Source organism: Halalkalicoccus tibetensis (assembly GCF_037996645.1).
GTDB lineage: Archaea > Halobacteriota > Halobacteria > Halobacteriales > Halalkalicoccaceae > Halalkalicoccus > Halalkalicoccus tibetensis.
Window position 1 is genome coordinate 29,526 of the sequence record NZ_JBBMXV010000004.1, and the last position, 15,864, is coordinate 45,389.

At 67.8% G+C, this 15,864-nt stretch carries 16 protein-coding genes; 2 read left to right on the forward strand and 14 right to left on the reverse strand.

What is annotated here, in order from left to right; all coding sequences use genetic code 11:
- Positions 1-22 precede the first annotated feature (22 nt).
- From WOA58_RS12855 to coaBC, 14 genes are all read right to left on the reverse strand, one after another.
- Entirely contained in the window at positions 23-712 is a 690-nt protein-coding gene (locus WOA58_RS12855) for a type 1 glutamine amidotransferase domain-containing protein (protein ID WP_340604635.1), read from the reverse strand.
- Positions 713-770: 58 nt separating this feature from the next.
- Positions 771-2,543, reverse strand: coding sequence for an ABC transporter substrate-binding protein (locus WOA58_RS12860; RefSeq protein WP_340604636.1), 1,773 nt, complete (start codon positions 2,541-2,543; stop codon positions 771-773).
- Positions 2,544-2,601: 58 nt separating this feature from the next.
- The gene (gene hpt, locus WOA58_RS12865; protein WP_340604637.1) at positions 2,602-3,171 is read right to left on the reverse strand and encodes a hypoxanthine/guanine phosphoribosyltransferase; all 570 of its coding nucleotides are present in this window, start codon (positions 3,169-3,171) and stop codon (positions 2,602-2,604) included.
- Positions 3,172-3,217: 46 nt separating this feature from the next.
- Positions 3,218-3,604: a MaoC/PaaZ C-terminal domain-containing protein gene (locus tag WOA58_RS12870; RefSeq protein ID WP_340604638.1), complete on the reverse strand. Its 387-nt coding sequence runs from the start codon at positions 3,602-3,604 to the stop codon at positions 3,218-3,220.
- 202 nt (positions 3,605-3,806) lie between these two features.
- Complete coding sequence (locus tag WOA58_RS12875) at positions 3,807-5,648, reverse strand: Na(+)/H(+) antiporter subunit D (RefSeq protein WP_340604640.1); 1,842 nt, start codon at positions 5,646-5,648, stop codon at positions 3,807-3,809.
- Entirely contained in the window at positions 5,645-7,519 is a 1,875-nt protein-coding gene (locus WOA58_RS12880; RefSeq protein ID WP_340604641.1) for a proton-conducting transporter transmembrane domain-containing protein, read from the reverse strand. Before WOA58_RS12880 ends, WOA58_RS12875 begins: the two co-directional genes overlap by 4 nt.
- Entirely contained in the window at positions 7,512-9,104 is a 1,593-nt protein-coding gene (locus WOA58_RS12885) for a monovalent cation/H+ antiporter subunit D family protein (protein ID WP_340604642.1), read from the reverse strand. The genes WOA58_RS12880 and WOA58_RS12885 overlap by 8 nt, the downstream gene beginning before the upstream one ends.
- Positions 9,097-9,468 carry a cation:proton antiporter subunit C gene (locus WOA58_RS12890; protein ID WP_340604643.1) on the reverse strand — a complete coding sequence of 124 codons (372 nt, stop codon included), beginning with the start codon at positions 9,466-9,468 and terminating at the stop codon, positions 9,097-9,099. The genes WOA58_RS12885 and WOA58_RS12890 overlap by 8 nt, the downstream gene beginning before the upstream one ends.
- On the reverse strand, positions 9,468-10,007 hold the full coding sequence (locus WOA58_RS12895; RefSeq protein ID WP_340604644.1) for an MnhB domain-containing protein: 540 nt from the start codon (positions 10,005-10,007) through the stop codon (positions 9,468-9,470). The genes WOA58_RS12890 and WOA58_RS12895 overlap by 1 nt, the downstream gene beginning before the upstream one ends.
- Positions 10,004-10,543 (reverse strand): DUF4040 domain-containing protein, encoded by a 540-nt coding sequence (locus WOA58_RS12900; protein WP_340604645.1) that lies wholly within the window; start codon positions 10,541-10,543, stop codon positions 10,004-10,006. Before WOA58_RS12900 ends, WOA58_RS12895 begins: the two co-directional genes overlap by 4 nt.
- Complete coding sequence (gene mnhG / locus WOA58_RS12905) at positions 10,540-10,854, reverse strand: monovalent cation/H(+) antiporter subunit G (RefSeq protein WP_340604646.1); 315 nt, start codon at positions 10,852-10,854, stop codon at positions 10,540-10,542. The genes WOA58_RS12900 and mnhG overlap by 4 nt, the downstream gene beginning before the upstream one ends.
- Complete coding sequence (locus WOA58_RS12910; protein ID WP_340604647.1) at positions 10,851-11,126, reverse strand: cation:proton antiporter; 276 nt, start codon at positions 11,124-11,126, stop codon at positions 10,851-10,853. The genes mnhG and WOA58_RS12910 overlap by 4 nt, the downstream gene beginning before the upstream one ends.
- Positions 11,123-12,154 carry a monovalent cation/H+ antiporter subunit E gene (locus tag WOA58_RS12915; RefSeq protein ID WP_340604648.1) on the reverse strand — a complete coding sequence of 344 codons (1,032 nt, stop codon included), beginning with the start codon at positions 12,152-12,154 and terminating at the stop codon, positions 11,123-11,125. Before WOA58_RS12915 ends, WOA58_RS12910 begins: the two co-directional genes overlap by 4 nt.
- Positions 12,155-12,244: 90 nt before the next feature.
- Entirely contained in the window at positions 12,245-13,453 is a 1,209-nt protein-coding gene (gene coaBC, locus WOA58_RS12920) for a bifunctional phosphopantothenoylcysteine decarboxylase/phosphopantothenate--cysteine ligase CoaBC (protein WP_340604649.1), read from the reverse strand.
- A 212-nt stretch (positions 13,454-13,665) separates the two neighbouring features.
- Between coaBC and WOA58_RS12925 the strand changes: the two genes are divergently transcribed.
- Both WOA58_RS12925 and WOA58_RS12930 read left to right on the forward strand, forming a co-directional pair.
- Positions 13,666-14,640: a lamin tail domain-containing protein gene (locus WOA58_RS12925; RefSeq protein WP_340604650.1), complete on the forward strand. Its 975-nt coding sequence runs from the start codon at positions 13,666-13,668 to the stop codon at positions 14,638-14,640.
- A gap of 108 nt (positions 14,641-14,748) precedes the next feature.
- Positions 14,749-15,840: a lamin tail domain-containing protein gene (locus WOA58_RS12930; protein ID WP_340604651.1), complete on the forward strand. Its 1,092-nt coding sequence runs from the start codon at positions 14,749-14,751 to the stop codon at positions 15,838-15,840.
- Positions 15,841-15,864 lie beyond the last annotated feature (24 nt).

Sequence of the window (15,864 nt, forward strand, 5' to 3'; positions counted from 1 at the left end):
TGAGGCCGATCCCGTGGCGCGATCAGGCCGATCGCTCGATCCCGAGCTCCGAGAGCAGCGTCCGGGCGGCCTCGGCCGAGGACGCGGGGCCGCGAGCGGTGACGAGCTTTCCGTCGACGGTCACCGACGAGTCGGCGTCGAGTTCGGCGTCCCAGTTCCCGCCGACGGCGCGAACCTCCTCTTCGACCCAGTAGGGCAGCTTCCGGCCGTCGGGCATGACGTCGTTCTCGCCGACGGTGTCCTCCTCCCATTCGTTGGGGAAGCCGGTGACGTCTCGCCCCTCGACGAGGAACGTCCCGTCGCTCGCGCGCGTGAAGGCGAGGATCCCGACGGCGTGACAGACCACGAGCGCTTTCCCGTCGCCCTCGACCGTTTCGGCGAGGATCCGGCGGGCGTCGCGGTCCTGATTGACGTCCCAGACGGTGCCGTGCCCGCCCGGATAGACCACGGCGTCGTAGTCCTCGGCATCGACGGCGGCCAGCGCCTCGGGGTCGTTCAGCCGCTCGTCGCTCTCGTGGACCTCCCGGACCCACTCGGCGGTCTCCTCGCCGACCATCTCGGGATCGAGCGAGGTCTCGTCGATCACGGGCGGCGCGCCGCTTGGCGTGGCGACGGTGATCTCGGCGCCGGCCTCCGAGAGCGTGGTCAGCGGCTCGATACACTCCTCTCCCCAGTAGCCCTCCTCGCTGACGACGAACAGTACGCGTGTCATGCAACGAGGTTGGCGATCGAACCCGATAAACGGCGCGCCGCCCCTCGGGCTTGCCGGCTCAGCGCCGGCTCGAGTGCCACGTCTGGCGGTCCCAGTCGCCGGCCGATTCCCCGGGGCCGGTGATGGTGTGGTGGTAGCCGACGATGGCGTCCTGCGAGACGAGGAAGTCGACCGGCCGCTCGGTCGCGAGCGTCGCGAAGACTCCCTCGAGAGCCTCCGTGCGGCCCTCGCCGCTTCGCGCGCTCCCATAGAGCCCCGCCAGGTCCGCCTCCGGGACGTAGCCCGTGAAGTTCATGTCGCCGTCCTCGAGCCAGTAGCGCGCGGTCGTCGTCGGCGCGTGGGGGTAGGCGTTCAGCCCGAGCCCGCAGAGCAGGTCCCAGGGCTCGGCGCTCGCGCTCTCCGTACGCGGGCCGGCGTTGTACTCGCCGGCGCTCCAGGGCGGCTCGCCCTCCCCGACCCAGCCGTTCTCGACGTATCCCTCGAACAGCGTCCCGAGCTCGACGGGCTGGCGGTCGATCGCGATCCCGAGGTGTTCGAGCTCGCGCTCGATGAACTCCGCGAGCGCCGTCGGGCGGTTCCCGTCGCTCGCGTGGACGAACGTCAGCTCGACCGGCTCGCCTTCGGGGCCGAGCAGCGTCGCGCCGTCGTAGCCGTAGTCCGTGCCGAGGGCATTCTCGAGGGCCATCGCAGCCTCCCGGTGGGAGTAGTTCTCCCCGATCCCGGGCGTCTCGAACTCCGCGTGCCACTCCGAGCCCGCCGGCTGGAAGGTGTGGATCGGCTCGCCGTAGCCCCCGAGTACGGACTCGGCGATCCGCTCCTTGCCGATCGCCATCGAGAGCGCGCGCCTGACCTCGACCTCCCGGAGCGGCTCCCAGCCGTTGGCCCGCTGGTTGAACGCGAGCGTCGTGACGTGGTCCTGGGGGACGCGGTAGAACTGTCGGTCGTCGTCGCCGGCGAACTGCTCGAACCGGGCGGGCGGGATCGTCGTCGTCGTCACGTTGCCGGCCCGCAGCGCCCCCAGCCGCGCGCGCTCGTCGTCGTAGACCCGGTACTCGTAGGTCTCGAAGTAGGGCGCCTCGGCCCACAGCTCCGAGTCCGCCCCGGCATCGCGCATGTAGTAGTCGTCGTTTCGCTCCGCGACGAACCGCCGGCCGGCCTCGCGGCTCTCGGCGCTGTAGGGCCCGAGGTTGCCCGTGTACTCCAGCCCGGCGATCGTTTCGTCGGCCTCTAAGCCCTCGCGGTCCTGCTCGGCGACGTAGGGCTCGATCAGCGTCCGCGGCAGACAGAAGCTCCGGCGGAGGGCGGGCGATTCGGGGAACTCGACGTTCGGCTCCTCGAGCTCGATCGCGAAGGTCCGGTCGTCGACGACCTCGAGGTCGGCGCCCTCCCAGTGGGGGGCCAGGCGCGACCCGGCCCAGTTGTCCGCCCCCTGGTGGATCCCCTGAACGTAGTAGACCCAGTCCTCGGCGGTCATCGGCCCGTAGGGATCGCTCCAGCGCACGCCGTCCCGCAGGGTGGCCTCGTAGCGCTCGCCGGCCTCGAGCTCGTCGAGGCTGAGCCAGTAAGGGAACCGCTCGCCGTCGTCGGTGATCGCGTACGGCCCGTCGAGGACGAGTTCCAGACGGGATCGCGAGGCGGCGTCGCTCACCCTGTGGGGGAGGAGGGTCCGTTCGGCCGTCGCGGTCCCGGTGACCCACCGCTCGTCGATCCGCGGAAGTTCGGCTTCGGTCTCGCCGACCTCGCCTCCGTTGGCGTCGCCACAGCCGGCCAGCGAGGTCATTCCGGCCGCCGCGAGCATGCGGATCGCCTCGCGGCGGGTCGGCTCCGACATACCGTTCGCTTCGGCGCCCCGATTTACGTAGTTGTCGGCGCTTCGCCGCCTCACTCGATCAGCCGTCGCCCCCCTCATCGACGATGACGACCTCGCCGTCGACGACGTCGACGTTGATCAGCGTCTTCACCGAGTACGGCGAGTCGTCGAGCTTGTTGCCGCCGCCGACCTTCTTGATCACCGCGACCACGTCCTCGACCTCCGCGCCGATGTCGCCCAGCGCCTCGGTGATCGCCTTCAGCGTCCCGCCGGTCGAGAGCACGTCGTCGAGCACGAGCACGCGGTCGCCCTCCTCGACGTCGTTGATGTACATCTGGTTCTCCGAGTAGCCGGTTTCCTGGAAGAGCGCGACCTCGCCATCGAGGCCGTACTGGCGCTTTCGGATCACGACGAGGGGAATGTCGGTCATCAGCGAGACGGCCGTCGAGATGTGGATCCCCATCGCGGCGGGCGTGACGATCTTGTCGACGTCCTCCAGCTGGGCCTTGCGGATGATCTTGACGACGATCTCGCGAAGCAGGCTGGGTTCGAGCATCGGAACCCCGTCGCTGATCGGGTGGACGAAGTAGTGATACCCCTCCTTCTCGATGATCGGGGCCTCGAGCAACGACCGGCGAAGCTGATCCATGTCGTATCTACTCGATCCGCCAGTAAAACCTGCCGATCCTCCGCCCCTACTTCCACACGACCCCCTCGAACTGCCCCCTCATTACTACGACATCCTCCTCGTTCCGACAGACCGCCACCCCCGTCGCCTCGTAGCGGTCCTCGCGTTCCACGACCGACTCGGTCGTCCACTCGCAGCCGATGGTCTCGTCCGTGTAGACCGGCCTACGGAAGTCATACTCCATCGTCCGGGCGATGAACTCCAGATCCCCGCCGATCTTCGTGGGGATCGTCGCCGTCAGCAGCCCCTGGACGATCAGGCGCCCCTCCTCGTCGGGATCGGTGTGGATCGGCTGGGTGTCGCCCGAGAGCTCGCCGAAGCGTCGGACGTCCTCGTTGGTGAACGTCCGCTCGTGGGTGTACGTAGCCCCTTCCGCGGGTGGTTCGGCTGGCATCGGACCGACTGTCGATTCGGTAGGGGATAAACTGTAGGGACGTGGTAGCGGTGGCGGTTGCCCGTGGTAGGCTGACCGCGAGTGAGCGCCAGCGAACGAGCGGTAGCGCCGAGCGACTGTAAGGAGCGAGGTGTGCTTTTGGTGCAGATTTTGCCGAGGGAGCGCACCTGCGGTGCGCGACCGCAGCGCAAAAGGTGCGTGCCTAGAGGAAGACCAGCACGAACAGCACGATCGTGAGCACGAGGACGATCAGCAGGATCGTCCCGCCGATGGTCGCCCGGAGGTAGAGCCGCGAGGGGTCGCTGGCCCCCGTGGTGCCCCCGTCGGGCTGGCGCTCGGAGGTCGACGGTGATCCGCCGTCGGTCGTCCTCCGCCCATTGTCGACCGGCAGTCGGCTGGTGACCCGTCCGACCGCGAGGACGGGGTTGTTGCCGACCCAGTAGCACTTGCGGACGAGCGCGACCCCCGCCCGGTCGACCGCGGCGAACGTCTCGGTCACCGCGAGCATGCTCAGACGGCCCGTGTAGAACGTCATGGGGTTCAACACGCCGTCGACGTCGTTGACGTGACCGATCTTCGAGAGGGGCTTTCGGATGATCGGGAACAGCACCACCGAGACGCCGAGCAGCAGCGCCGCGTCCGTCAGGTGGCCCACGCTGTAGGGGTCGAGGTCCAGACCCGCCGACAGGGGCAGCAGGTCGACGAACGTCGGCCAGGCGATCCCGAGGACGATACACGCCCCCGCGACCGAGAACATCCCCACCGAATGGCCGAGCTTCGCGTCCCTCACCGACGTGGTCGCGGGGCCGTGCAGGAACGCGTAGTAGCCCAGTTTGATGAACGAGAGGAACGTCCCCACGGCGCCGATCATCAACAGCCAGTAGAGCGCCTGGTACTCGGGCGCGCCGTAGTAGCCCGGATCGGCGGCGTCGAGGATCATCCCCTTGCTGATGAAGCCGCTGAAGCCCGGCACGGCGGTGATCGAGAGCGCCCCGACCAGATAGCCGATCGCGGTCAGGGGCATCTCGCGCCAGAGCCCGCCCAGCTCGTAGAGGTCCTCTTCCCCTGTTCGGTAGATGATGACCCCGACGGCCATGAACAACAGCGCCTTGTAGAGGATGTTGTTGAACAGGTGGGCCATCGCGCCGGCGATCCCGATCGCGGTGCCGATGCCGATCCCGGCGACCATGTAGCCGAGCTGGGCCTGGATGTGGTAGGACAGCAGCGCGCGCATATCGTGTTGGAGCAGCGCGAAGCACACTCCATACACGGCCATCAGCCCGCCCATGTACGCGAGGTAGAGGTGGCCCTCGGGGAACGCCTGGTAGAGGACGTACGCCGAGGTCTTGGTCGTGAACACCGAGAGGAACACCGACGCGGCGATATGCGGGCGCGGGTAGGTGTCGGGCAGCCAGGTGTGCAGCCCGATGAACGCGCAGTTGACGCCGATGCCGAGCGCCGCGAGCAGCGCGGGCGCGCCGGGGGCGATCCCCGCGGCCTCGACGCCGATGAAGAAGGTGCCGACCTCGACGTAGTGCCAGGTCACCGCCCACAGCACGAGCACGCCGCCGATCCCGTGGGCGATGGCGTAGCGATAGCCCGCGCGCACCGCGTCGCCGCCGTAGTTCCAGACGACCAGCGTGCTCGTGACGGCCATCAGCTCCCAGAAGAACAGCAGGGTGAGCCAGTCACCGGCGAAGACGACGCCCGCAACGGAGGCGATATACGAGAGGACGAACGCCATCGTCGACTTCGGGAGCTCGCTGGAGGCGGTGTAGGCGACCGCGGCCGTCCCCAGGAAGCCGAATCCGAGCCCCAGGAGCCGGGCGAAGTCGTCGACGACGAACAGCTGGGCGTCGAAGCCCAGGAACAGCACCGAGAGGTACTCGCCGGGCTCGACGAGCCAGGAGACGACGAACAGGTAGGCGGTCGCGAGCCCGCCGACCGCGTAACCCGCCGTACGGGGGACGAGCGCGACCAGCACGGCAGCGAGCAGGATCGGCACCGCCGGCGGCACCGTCGAGAGCAGTTCCGTAGGACTCATGGCACCACCTCCCCGGTGACCTCCTCGACGATGTAGACGACCAGGTCGAGGAACACGGCCCGACCCGGGACGACCCCGAGGACGATCGCGCCGGTCACGATCAGGCCGATGGGCACCATCATGAGCCAGGTGCTCTCGGTCCAGGGCGTTCGTCGCTCCCATCCGTCCGCGGGCGGTCCGCCGTGGTGGTGGTCGTCGTGGTCATCGTGGTCGTCGTGATCGTGGTCATCGTGGTCCGCGTCGACGTGGTCGCTCGGGAACCGGTCGACCGCGTAGCCGCTTCCGTGGTCCGCGTTCGTGTTCGTGTCCGCGTCCGCGTCTTCGTCGTCGACCGGCTCGCCACCGTCGGAACCCCGTTCCGACGAGGATCGCGAAGCGGGGCTTCGCTCACCACCGTCGGTGAGCCGCCCGACCTCGACGCCGTAGGACTCGGTCTTCCCGCCGGCCGGGAACTCGAGCAGCGGCTTCGCGTCGTGGCGGTTCTCGCTCTCGAAGTAGGCCGTGTAGACGATCGGCCAGAAGTACGCGATGTTGAGCAGGCCGCTGACGATCAGCGAGCCCGAGAAGATCACGCCCATCGTCGGGCTCATCACGGCGCTCTCGGCGCCGATGGTGCCGATCCCGCCGGCGCCGAGCCCGCCGATCAGCATGTAGTACTTGCTGACGAACCCGCCGAGCAGGGGGATGCCGGCCATTGCGGCCGCCCCGAGCGTGAACGCGCCCATCGTGAACGGCATCCGCTTGCCGATGCCGGCCATCTCGCTGATGTAGTCGGTGTGGGTCTCGACGTGGATCGCCCCCGCACAGAAGAACAGCGTGAGCTTCCCGAACGCGTGGGCCGGGATGTGAAGCAGCCCGCCGAGGATCGCGTAGGGATGGAGCATCGACAGCCCCAGCACGATATAGGAGAGCTGGGCGGTCGTCGAGTAGGCGAGCCGGCGTTTGAGGTGGTCCTTTCGCAGCGCGATGATCGAGGCCGCGGTCAGGGTGAACGCCGCGACGATCGCGACCGGGACGTGGACGCTCAGGTCGGCGACGAGGCCGGGCCCGAAGACGTCGAGGATCACCCGCGCGATCCCGAACGCGCCCGACTTGACGACCGCGACCGCGTGCAGCAGCCCCGAGACGGGCGTGGGCGCGACCATCGCGTCGGCGAGCCAGGAGTGCATCGGCATGAGCGCGGCCTTCACGCCGAAGCCGGCCACCAGGAGACCGAACGCGAGGCGGGCGAACCACGGGTCGGCGCTCGCGGCCTCCGCCAGTGCGGGGATGCCGCCCGCGGCGAAGTCGACGGTGCCGGCCATGAAGAAGACGAGCACCGTGCCCGCGAGCACGAGCACGCCGCCGCCGAAGAAGGTGTAGGCGACGTACTTCCGGCCGGCGATGCGTGCGTCGGCGTCCTCGTCGTGGGCGACCAGCGGGTAGGTCGCGATCGACAGCAGCTCGTAGAAGACGAAGATCGTCACGAGGTTCTGGGCGAAGGCGATACCGAGGGCGGTTGAAAGGCTCATCGCGAACGCGGCGAAAAAGCGCGTCTGATTGGGCTCGTCGAGCCCGCGCATGTAGCCCGTCGCGTAGAACGCGGTGAAGATCCACAGGAACGACGCGAGCAGGGCGAAGAGCATCCCCAGCGGGTCCGCGCGCAGCGCGAACTCGACGCCGGGGACGAAGGTGCCGAAGCTCCAGACGTAGATGGTCCCGTCCATCACGCCGGGAAGCATGCTGGCGACGATCCCGAACTTGGTGAGTGCGGTGATCACCGACCAGCTGTCGCGGACGTTCGGATAGCGATACGACGCGACGATCGCCCCCGTCGCGACGAACGAGACGAGGACGGCCGCGAGCGGCCTGATGCTGTCTACTTCAACCATTGAGAACCTCCTCGATAAAGGGCGTCAGCAGCGAGTCGAACGCGCCGCCCGCGAAGCCGAGCGCGACCGAGAGCAGCGCGGCGATGATCGTCATCCAGAGCATCCCCCTCGAGACGGCGTCGGGGGCGATCGCACCGAGGTCGCGCGGCTCGGTCGGGCCGGGGTCGCGTTCCGCTTTGCCGGCGGTTCCGTCCGACTCGGCTCGCCATCCTTCGGGCTGCTCGCCACCGTCCGTCGCGACCGCACCCGGCGTCGGCCGGTCCGCGACCGGGGTGAAGTACATCTTCTCGAGCAGCCGGGCGACGTAGGCGAGCGTGAGCATCGTGCTCAGGAAGATCACGACCGCGACGGGCCAGGCGCCCGCCTCGACGGCGCCGACGGCGATGAACCACTTGCCGACGAAGCCGACCGAGGGCGGCACGCCCACGAGCGCGATCCCGAGCACCGCGAGCGCGCCGGCCGCAAAGGGCATGCGTTTCGCGAGCCCGCCGTACTCGTCGACGGTGCGGGCGCCGACGCCCGCGGCGACCACGCCGACCCCGAGGAACAGCCCGCCCTTCATGATCGCGTGGCCGAACAGGTGGATCAGCGCGCCGACCAGCGCGGTGTCGTTGAGCAGACCGTACGCCAGCACCACGAGGCCGAACTGTGAGACCGACGAGTAGGCGAGCATCCGTTTCACCTCCCGCTGCATCACCGCCAGCACGCTCCCCGCGAGCACGCTGAGCGAGCCGAGGGTGACGACGATCTCGGTCGCGTAGGGTGTCGCGAGCAGGAACTCGACGGTGAACACCGAGTAGGTCAGCCGGAACAGCGCGTACGCCGAGACCGTCGAGACCAGCGCCGAGATCATCGGCGTCACGCCGTCGGGCGCGCGCTGGTAGGCGTCGGGCTGCCAGGTATGGAGGGGAAACAGCGCGATCTTGATCGCGAAGCCGACGAAGATGAAGGCGAAGGCCGAGAGGATCAGCGGGTCGCCGTAGCCCGCCCGCTCGGGGATCGCGGTCGCCAGATCGATCATGTTGAGCGTCCCCGTCGCGACGAAGAGGAAGCCGACGCCGACGAGATAGAGCGACGCGCCGACGGTCCCGATGATGAGGTACTTGAGCGCCGCGATCGCCGCCTCGCCCGACTTCCCTTTCGCGATCAGGGCGTAGGTCGTCAGCCCGACGATCTCGAGGAAGACGAACATGTTGAAGACGTCGCCGGTCAGCGAGAGCCCCGCGAGGCCCCCGACCAGCAGCAGGTAGGCGCTGTAGAAGCTGTTTCCGCGGGGGCCGCCCCTGCGGGTGTAGGCGAGCACGCCCGCCGAGATGGCGGTCACGAGCACGAGGAACGGCACCGAGAGCCGGTCGGCGACCAGCTCGATGCCGACCGGTCGGTCGAAGCCGCCCAACTGGTGGATCACCATCTCGCCGGCGGTGAAGACCTCGACGGCGAGCCAGACCGACAGCGCGAACAGCGCCGTGGTCGTGAGCGCGGCGATCGTCCAGCCCGCGTCCTCGTAGCGCAGCCCCACGAACAGCGGCAGGGTGGCCGCGAGGATCGGCACCACGACCAACAGCGCGGGGACGTTCTCAATCATCCGCACGCACCTCCCGGAGGACGTCCTCGCGCAGGGTGCCGTACTCGGTGTAGATCCGCACGATCAGTGCGAGGCCGACCGCCGTCAGGGCGACCCCGACGACGATGGCGGTGAGCACGATCACGTGGGGCAGCGGGCTCGCGAGCGCCTCGGTCGCCCCGCCGGGGTCGGCCGGGACGACAGGCGAAGAGCCCCCGTCGACGTAGGCCGCCGCGACGAAGAACAGGAAGATCGCGGTCTGGAAGAGGTTGACCCCGACCACCTTCTTCACGAGGTTCTCGCTGGCGATCACCATGTACAGTCCCACCGATAGCAGGACGATGAACGCGACGTAGGCGTAGCGTGTGGCGAGTAGTTCGAGCATCAGTCGTCTCCCTCCGTGTCGGTGTCGCCCCGGATACGAGGCTGGTCGCCCTCGCTCGTTCCGACCCGCGAGCGCTCGGGCCGGGCGGTCGTCTCGGCGGTGAAGCCGGCGGCCGTCACGAAGAACAGGCCGATGACGGTGCCCGAGACGATCGCCGCGACGCCGAGGATCTCGATGCCCTCCATCCCGTAGCGGACGGGATCGGGGATCGGCAGCAGGCGGTACTCGAGGAACGCGCCGCCCAGGAGCATCGTGGCGACCCCGATACCCGCGAAGGCGACGACCCCGCCGGCGATCAGGCCGATCACCGTCGAGTTCGCGAGCCAGTCGCGGGTGGGCTCGATCCCGAAGGCGAAGGCGAGCATCAGGATCACGACCCCGATGATCGCCCCGCCCTGGAACCCCCCGCCGGGGGTGTCCGCGCCGTGGAAGGTGACGAACAGCCCGTAGGTGAGCACGAACGGCGTGACGATCTTCACCGTCGACATGATCACCTGGCTCTCCGTATAGGAGTCGCCCCCGGTGTCGGGCGCGCTCATGCGAACACCTCCCGGTGGAGCACCAGCAGAACGGCGACCGCCGCCCCGAAGACGACGACCGCCTCGCCGAAGGTGTCGAACCCGCGATACGCCGCGAGCACCGCTGCGACGGAGTTCTGGACGCCCGTATCGGCGTAGGTGTTCTGGAGGTAGTACCCCGTGACCTCGGGGTTGGCCCACGCGATCGCGTCGGGGTCGCCGACGGCCGGGATCTCGGGCAGGACGGCCGCCCCGAGCACGAGCGCGAACGCGCCGACCGCGATCAGTGCGGGGACGTTCACCGACTCGAAGAGCTCGTCGGTCGGCGGGCGGACGGTCTTCGCGATCGTCAACAGCAGCAGGATCGTCGTGACGCCCGCGCTGATGGCGGCCTCGGTCATCGCGACGTCCGGCGCCAGCAGCAGGGTGTAGATGATCGCCATCCCCAGGCTGTAGGCACCGAAGACGATGATCGCCGAGAGCACGTCCCGGAACAGCGCCGTGGCGACCGCGGTCACCAGCACGAACGCGATCAGCGTCGCCTCCAGCGGCGTCATGGCTCGTCCTCCCGCCAGGGCTCGATCCCCGACTCGTAGGCCGCCCGCGCGACGGCGTGTGCGGCCGTGGGGTTGGTCACGAAGATGAAGAACAGCAGGAAGACGGTGATCACCGTCGAGGGTTGCCAGCCCAGCGCGAGCGCGACGGCCGCGAGCGCGAAGCCGGCCCCGAGGGTGTCGGCCTGCGAGGCCGTGTGGGCGCGCGTGTAGATGTCCGGCAGGCGAATCACGCCCGTCGCCGAGACGAACGTGAAGAAGACCCCGCCGGCGATGAGGACGACGATCGCCCCCACGCGGAGGCTCTCGATCATATGATCCCACCCCGCTCGACGGTGAACTTCGAGATGGCGATCGTCATCAGGAAGTTGAGCAGCGCGTAGACCAGCGCGATGTCGAGGAACCACGGCTCGTCGAGCCCCGCCGCCAGTAGCGCGAGGATCACCACGGTGTTGGTTCCGAGCACGTTGACCGCGAGCACGCGGTCCTGCATGGTCGGGCCCTTGATCGCGCGATAGAGCATCGCGATCGCGAGGATCACGAAGATCGCCGCCGCGCCGAGGAAGACGTCGTTGACGAGGCTCACGAGTCCTCACCCCGCAGCAGCTCGGCGTCGCCGCGCTCCTCCGGGCTCGGGATGCGCGCGCCGGCCCGCCCGTAGAAGACGAACCGGACCGCGCGCTCAAGGCTCCCCTCGAAGAGGCCTTCCCGGGTCTCGGGGATCAGCGCGTGGACGATCAGGTCCTGGTCGTCGGCCCGGACGGTGAGCGTCCCGGGGGTGAGCGTGATGCTGTTCGCGAGCGCCGTCAGCGGCAGCCCGCCGGGGATCGTCATCCGGACGCGGGTCAGGCGCGGCTCGATCGGCATCGACGGCCGGAGGATGACGGCCGCGATCAGGATATTCGACTTGACGATCTCGAAGAGCAGATACGGGACGTAGAGGACGAAAAAGCGCAGCGTCCGGATCGGTGACCGGCTCGCCGTCGGCGCGCTCGGAAACGTCACGTGCGAGAGCGTGATCGCAACGATCAACCCGGAGACCGTCCCGGTCACGAGGTCGAACCAGTAGGTCGGGTCCCCGAGGACGAGGTAGAAGCCGAAGGAGATCAGAAACAGCGTGAGAAACCGGCTCGCGCCGCCCGCGGTCACGAACTGGTCGCGCCGGGTCGCGGGTGAGACGGGCGCCTCCTCGTAGGTGAGGCCGTGTTCCTCGAGGCGGTGTTCGATCGGTCGGAGCATCGGCGCGCTCGCGCCGGGGCGGTACTCCGGGTCGATGATCGCGCGATCGATGGCGTGCTCGTCGGCGTACTCGGCGAGGCGATCGGCGTAGTCGCGCGGGCTGAACAGGTACCGGTCGGTCCCGACGACGGCGGTCTCGATCGGTATCGACTCGCCCCCGTCTTCGTGTACCCAGGCCCGGATCCGATCGAGCAGCGACTCGGCGTCCTCGATGGCCGCCCGACCCGTCGGCGTCTGGTCGTCGTCGGTCACCGCGGCGACGAAGTGGAGCTCGGCGGCACCGTCGGATTCGCGTACCGAATCGACGGCGTAGGCGACGGTCCGCCGGAGCGTCACCGACTGCTCGATCGGCACGAGCACCCGGTCAGTCGCCACGAACGACCCCTCCTGGTGGTGGAACTACCTTACTCATGGCTGGGGCCCATACTACTGGGATCAAGCGCGACTCATAGGAAAACGATTTCGTTATCCGTCGCGCGATTCGCCCTCGCCGACGAGCACTGTCGCGAGCTTCCCGACGACTTCGTTCGCGATCTCCGCCTTCGTCCCCGAGCGCTCCGTGACCCCCTCGTCGACCAGCAGCACGCGGGTCCCCTCGTCGCCCATCACGCTCGCGTCGTTGGCGACGACGAACGCCATGTCGATCCGATCGCGGATCGTCCGCGCGGCCTCGACCATCGCGTCGTCCTCGCCGCTCGTCTCGGTCTTGAACCCGACGATCGGCAGTCCGGGGTTCGCCTCGCGGACGGCGTCGACGACCTTCGGACTCGGCAGCAGGTCGAGCGAGAGGTCCTGGCCCGAGCGGATCTTCTGGTCCTCGCGCTCGACGGTGTAGTCGCTGATGGCCGCGACCGAGACGTAGGCGTCCGCGCCCTCGGCGGCCTCGAGGGCGGCCTCCGAGAGCTCCGCGCTGCTCTCGACGCCTACGAGGTCGATGCTTGGGGGGACTTCCTCGCTTCCCGCCCCCAGAGGGTGGGGACCCACGAGCGCGTGGATCAGCGTGACCTCCGCGCCGGCGGCGTAGCAGGCCCGCGCGACCTCCCGGCCGGTCCGTCCAGACGAGCGGTTGGTCAACACGCGAACCGGGTCGATCGACTCGGCGGTCGCCCCGGCGGTGACGACGACCCGATCGCCCGACAGCGGCGAGGGCGTCGCCGCGCGGGCGGTCCCGAGCGCGATGGCGTCCTCGCTCGCGATCTTCGCCTTCCCCTCGTCGATCCGGGGGGAGACGAACGAGACGCCCCAGCCCTCGACTCGATCGATGGCCTCGAGCACCCCGGGATGGTCGTACATCGGCTCGTGCATCGCGGGGGCGATCACCACCGGGAGGTCGGCGCCGAGCGCGGTCGTCGCACAGGTCGTCACGGGCGTGTCGTCGATCGCGCCCGCGATCTTGCCGACGGTGTTCGCCGTCGCGGGCGCGATCAGCAGGACGTCCGCCCAGCCCTCCCGCCCACAGAGCTCGACGTGTTCGACCCGGCCGGTGATCTCGGCCACGACGTCGTTCCCGGTCGCGAACTCCACGCTCCAGGGGTGGACGATCCCCTGCGCACTCGCGCTCATCACGGCCCGTACGTTCGCCCCGCGCCGGCGTAGCTCGTGGGCAAGCTCGACGGTCTTGACCGCGGCGATCGACCCCGTGACCCCAAGCGCGACGTTCACTCCCGAGAGCATTCACCCACAGTTCTCGGCGCGACGGGTTAAACGTAGCCGGTCGGCCGCGGCGTCCGCGCGACGAAATCCCTCGTTCGTTCACTTCGGTTTTCAGCTTCCAACTGACAAATACTTCTAAATCGTAAACAATGTTCAAGTAATACCCCTGCGTGATACGTTTTGATCCCGCAGAACCGGCCGAGATCGGCCGACGGAGCGGGGTTCAGGCTACAATGAGCGACAGCAATCTCAACCGGCGACAGGTACTGAGCGCGACAGGGGCGGCGATCGTGGGCGGGGCTCTCATGACGGGCAGCGCGGCGGCCGACGGGGGCAGCTACACCGCGGAGCTCACGGGCGAGCCGCTCGGGGTCGATACGAACGCGGGCGGGACCGCCACGGTCTCCGTTTCCGACGGCGAGGCCAGCTACGAGCTGTGGGTGAGCTGCCTGCGCGACGGCACCCACGTCTCGCTTTCGGCCGACGGCGAGGTGCTCGCGGAGTACGACCTCGACGTTCACGGGGTCGTCCGCGACACGGTGGTTCTGGAGGGCACGACCGACGACGAGGGACTGCTCGACGCGCTGGAGGGTGAGGTGACGATTACGGCCCACACTGAACAGAACCCCGACGGCGAGATCGAGGGGACGCTCTCGGCGGTCGACGAGGCCGACCCGGCGCCCGAGGAGCCGACGGAGGAGGAACCCGAAGAGGAGCCAGAGGAAGAGGAGGAGGAACCGGAAGAAGAACCTGAAGAGGAAGAAGAAGAGGACGAGGAACCCGAGGAGGATGACGACGTCGCTGTGTCGGATGCACTCGAGATCAGCGATTTCGAAGTGCTCGGGAACGAACCTAACGACGAGTACGTCACGATCACCAACAATAGCGACGAAGACATCGATATGACTGGGTTCCAGCTTCGTGACGCACCCGGCGGGGCCGTCGATGATCGGAATACTCCTGATGGACCGTTTACGTTCCCCTCCTTCACTCTCGATGCCGGAAACAGCGTGACGGTGTTTACAGGTAGTGGGCAAGACGACGATGCGAACCTATACTGGGGCGAAAACCTGCAGGTCTACAACCAAGAGGGCGATACAATCACCTTGCTTGATGCAGGCGGTAATACGGTCGCTGAGGTGACTTACGATTCCCAGACTTCACTGATCGGCCAGCCGCTTCAGTTCGTTCGCTCGTTGTTCGCCTGAGCGAACCCGACCACTCGTATCACCGGAATATTTTATGACGGTACGAGATCGCTGATCGACCCGTTACCTGACCAATTCTGAACAGAACAAATAGAAACCGATCACACAGTGAGAGAAAACGACATCGACCGACGCGAATTTCTCGGCCTGGCGGGCGCAGCCTGTATCGTCGGGTCGGCGGGTTGTACTGACGATCCGGGCGACGACGAAGACGTCGAAGACGATCCCGAACCGGAACCGGACGAAGAACCCGAAGAGGAACCGGACGAAACGACCGAGGAAAGCGAAGGGGATGACGAAGAGCCCGACGAGGGCGAGGCCCAAGAGGATGAGACGGAAGACGACGAGGCAGAGGAAGCCGAGGTAGAAGAGGACGAACCGGACGACGAGGAAGAAGGGCCGGAGGAGGGAGAACAGGAACAGACGGAAGAGGAGGAACCTGGCGAAGAATCAGAAGATGACGATCCGGACGAGGAGCCCGGCGAAGAGGACGACGATGACGATGAGAACGGTGACGACGACGATCCCGAGGGCCGCCCGATACTGATCACGGCGACTGACGCCGAGACGGGCGACCCGATCGAGGGTGCGGACGTCCACATGGCCTCCGCGGACGGCGATCCCGCCGACGCGGTCGAGTTCAGCTTCACGACGGATTCGGACGGGGAAGTCGACGAGGTCGTCGAGATCGGGAACCTCATCCTCACGATCGAGGCCGAGGGCTACGAGACCTACTCGACTGAACTCAGCCTCGACGAGGAACACCATGCCGAGCTCGAACCCGAGGACGGAGGCGACCCGGGGCTCCAGGACGCTCTCGAAGTGGTCGATAGACAGACCGACGTCGGCCACGACACCGACAACGAGTACATCCTCTTCGAGAACACGAGCAGTTCGGAGGTCGATCTCAGTGGGCACGTCGTGACCGACCGGGAGGAAGGCGGAACGGGGATCGAAGCACCCTTCCCCGACGGGTTTACCCTCGGTCCCGGTGATCAGGTTCGAGTGACTAGCGGTTCGGGAAGTCCGACCGACGACGAGATCTTCATGGACAGCGGGCGAGCCGTCTGGCGACAGGACGGCGACGAGGTCCTCATCGTCGGTCCGGGTGGCGATGTCGTCTTCAGCTACTCGTACGGTGACGGTGGAACGTCGTCCATCCAGTTCGTTTTCAACCAGGTCCGCTCGTTGTTCGCCTGAGCGGACCCGACCACTCGTTTTTTC

Bases quoted from the DNA above. Each gene is read 5' to 3' on its own strand.
- WOA58_RS12855 (WP_340604635.1), bottom strand. From the start codon at position 712: ATGACACGCGTACTGTTCGTCGTCAGCGAGGAGGGCTACTGGGGAGAG.
- WOA58_RS12860 (WP_340604636.1), bottom strand. From the start codon at position 2,543: ATGTCGGAGCCGACCCGCCGCGAGGCGATCCGCATGCTCGCGGCGGCC.
- hpt (WP_340604637.1), bottom strand. From the start codon at position 3,171: ATGGATCAGCTTCGCCGGTCGTTGCTCGAGGCCCCGATCATCGAGAAG.
- WOA58_RS12870 (WP_340604638.1), bottom strand. From the start codon at position 3,604: ATGCCAGCCGAACCACCCGCGGAAGGGGCTACGTACACCCACGAGCGG.
- WOA58_RS12875 (WP_340604640.1), bottom strand. From the start codon at position 5,648: ATGAGTCCTACGGAACTGCTCTCGACGGTGCCGCCGGCGGTGCCGATC.
- WOA58_RS12880 (WP_340604641.1), bottom strand. From the start codon at position 7,519: ATGGTTGAAGTAGACAGCATCAGGCCGCTCGCGGCCGTCCTCGTCTCG.
- WOA58_RS12885 (WP_340604642.1), bottom strand. From the start codon at position 9,104: ATGATTGAGAACGTCCCCGCGCTGTTGGTCGTGGTGCCGATCCTCGCG.
- WOA58_RS12890 (WP_340604643.1), bottom strand. From the start codon at position 9,468: ATGCTCGAACTACTCGCCACACGCTACGCCTACGTCGCGTTCATCGTC.
- WOA58_RS12895 (WP_340604644.1), bottom strand. From the start codon at position 10,007: ATGAGCGCGCCCGACACCGGGGGCGACTCCTATACGGAGAGCCAGGTG.
- WOA58_RS12900 (WP_340604645.1), bottom strand. From the start codon at position 10,543: ATGACGCCGCTGGAGGCGACGCTGATCGCGTTCGTGCTGGTGACCGCG.
- mnhG (WP_340604646.1), bottom strand. From the start codon at position 10,854: ATGATCGAGAGCCTCCGCGTGGGGGCGATCGTCGTCCTCATCGCCGGC.
- coaBC (WP_340604649.1), bottom strand. From the start codon at position 13,453: ATGCTCTCGGGAGTGAACGTCGCGCTTGGGGTCACGGGGTCGATCGCC.
- WOA58_RS12925 (WP_340604650.1), top strand. From the start codon at position 13,666: ATGAGCGACAGCAATCTCAACCGGCGACAGGTACTGAGCGCGACAGGG.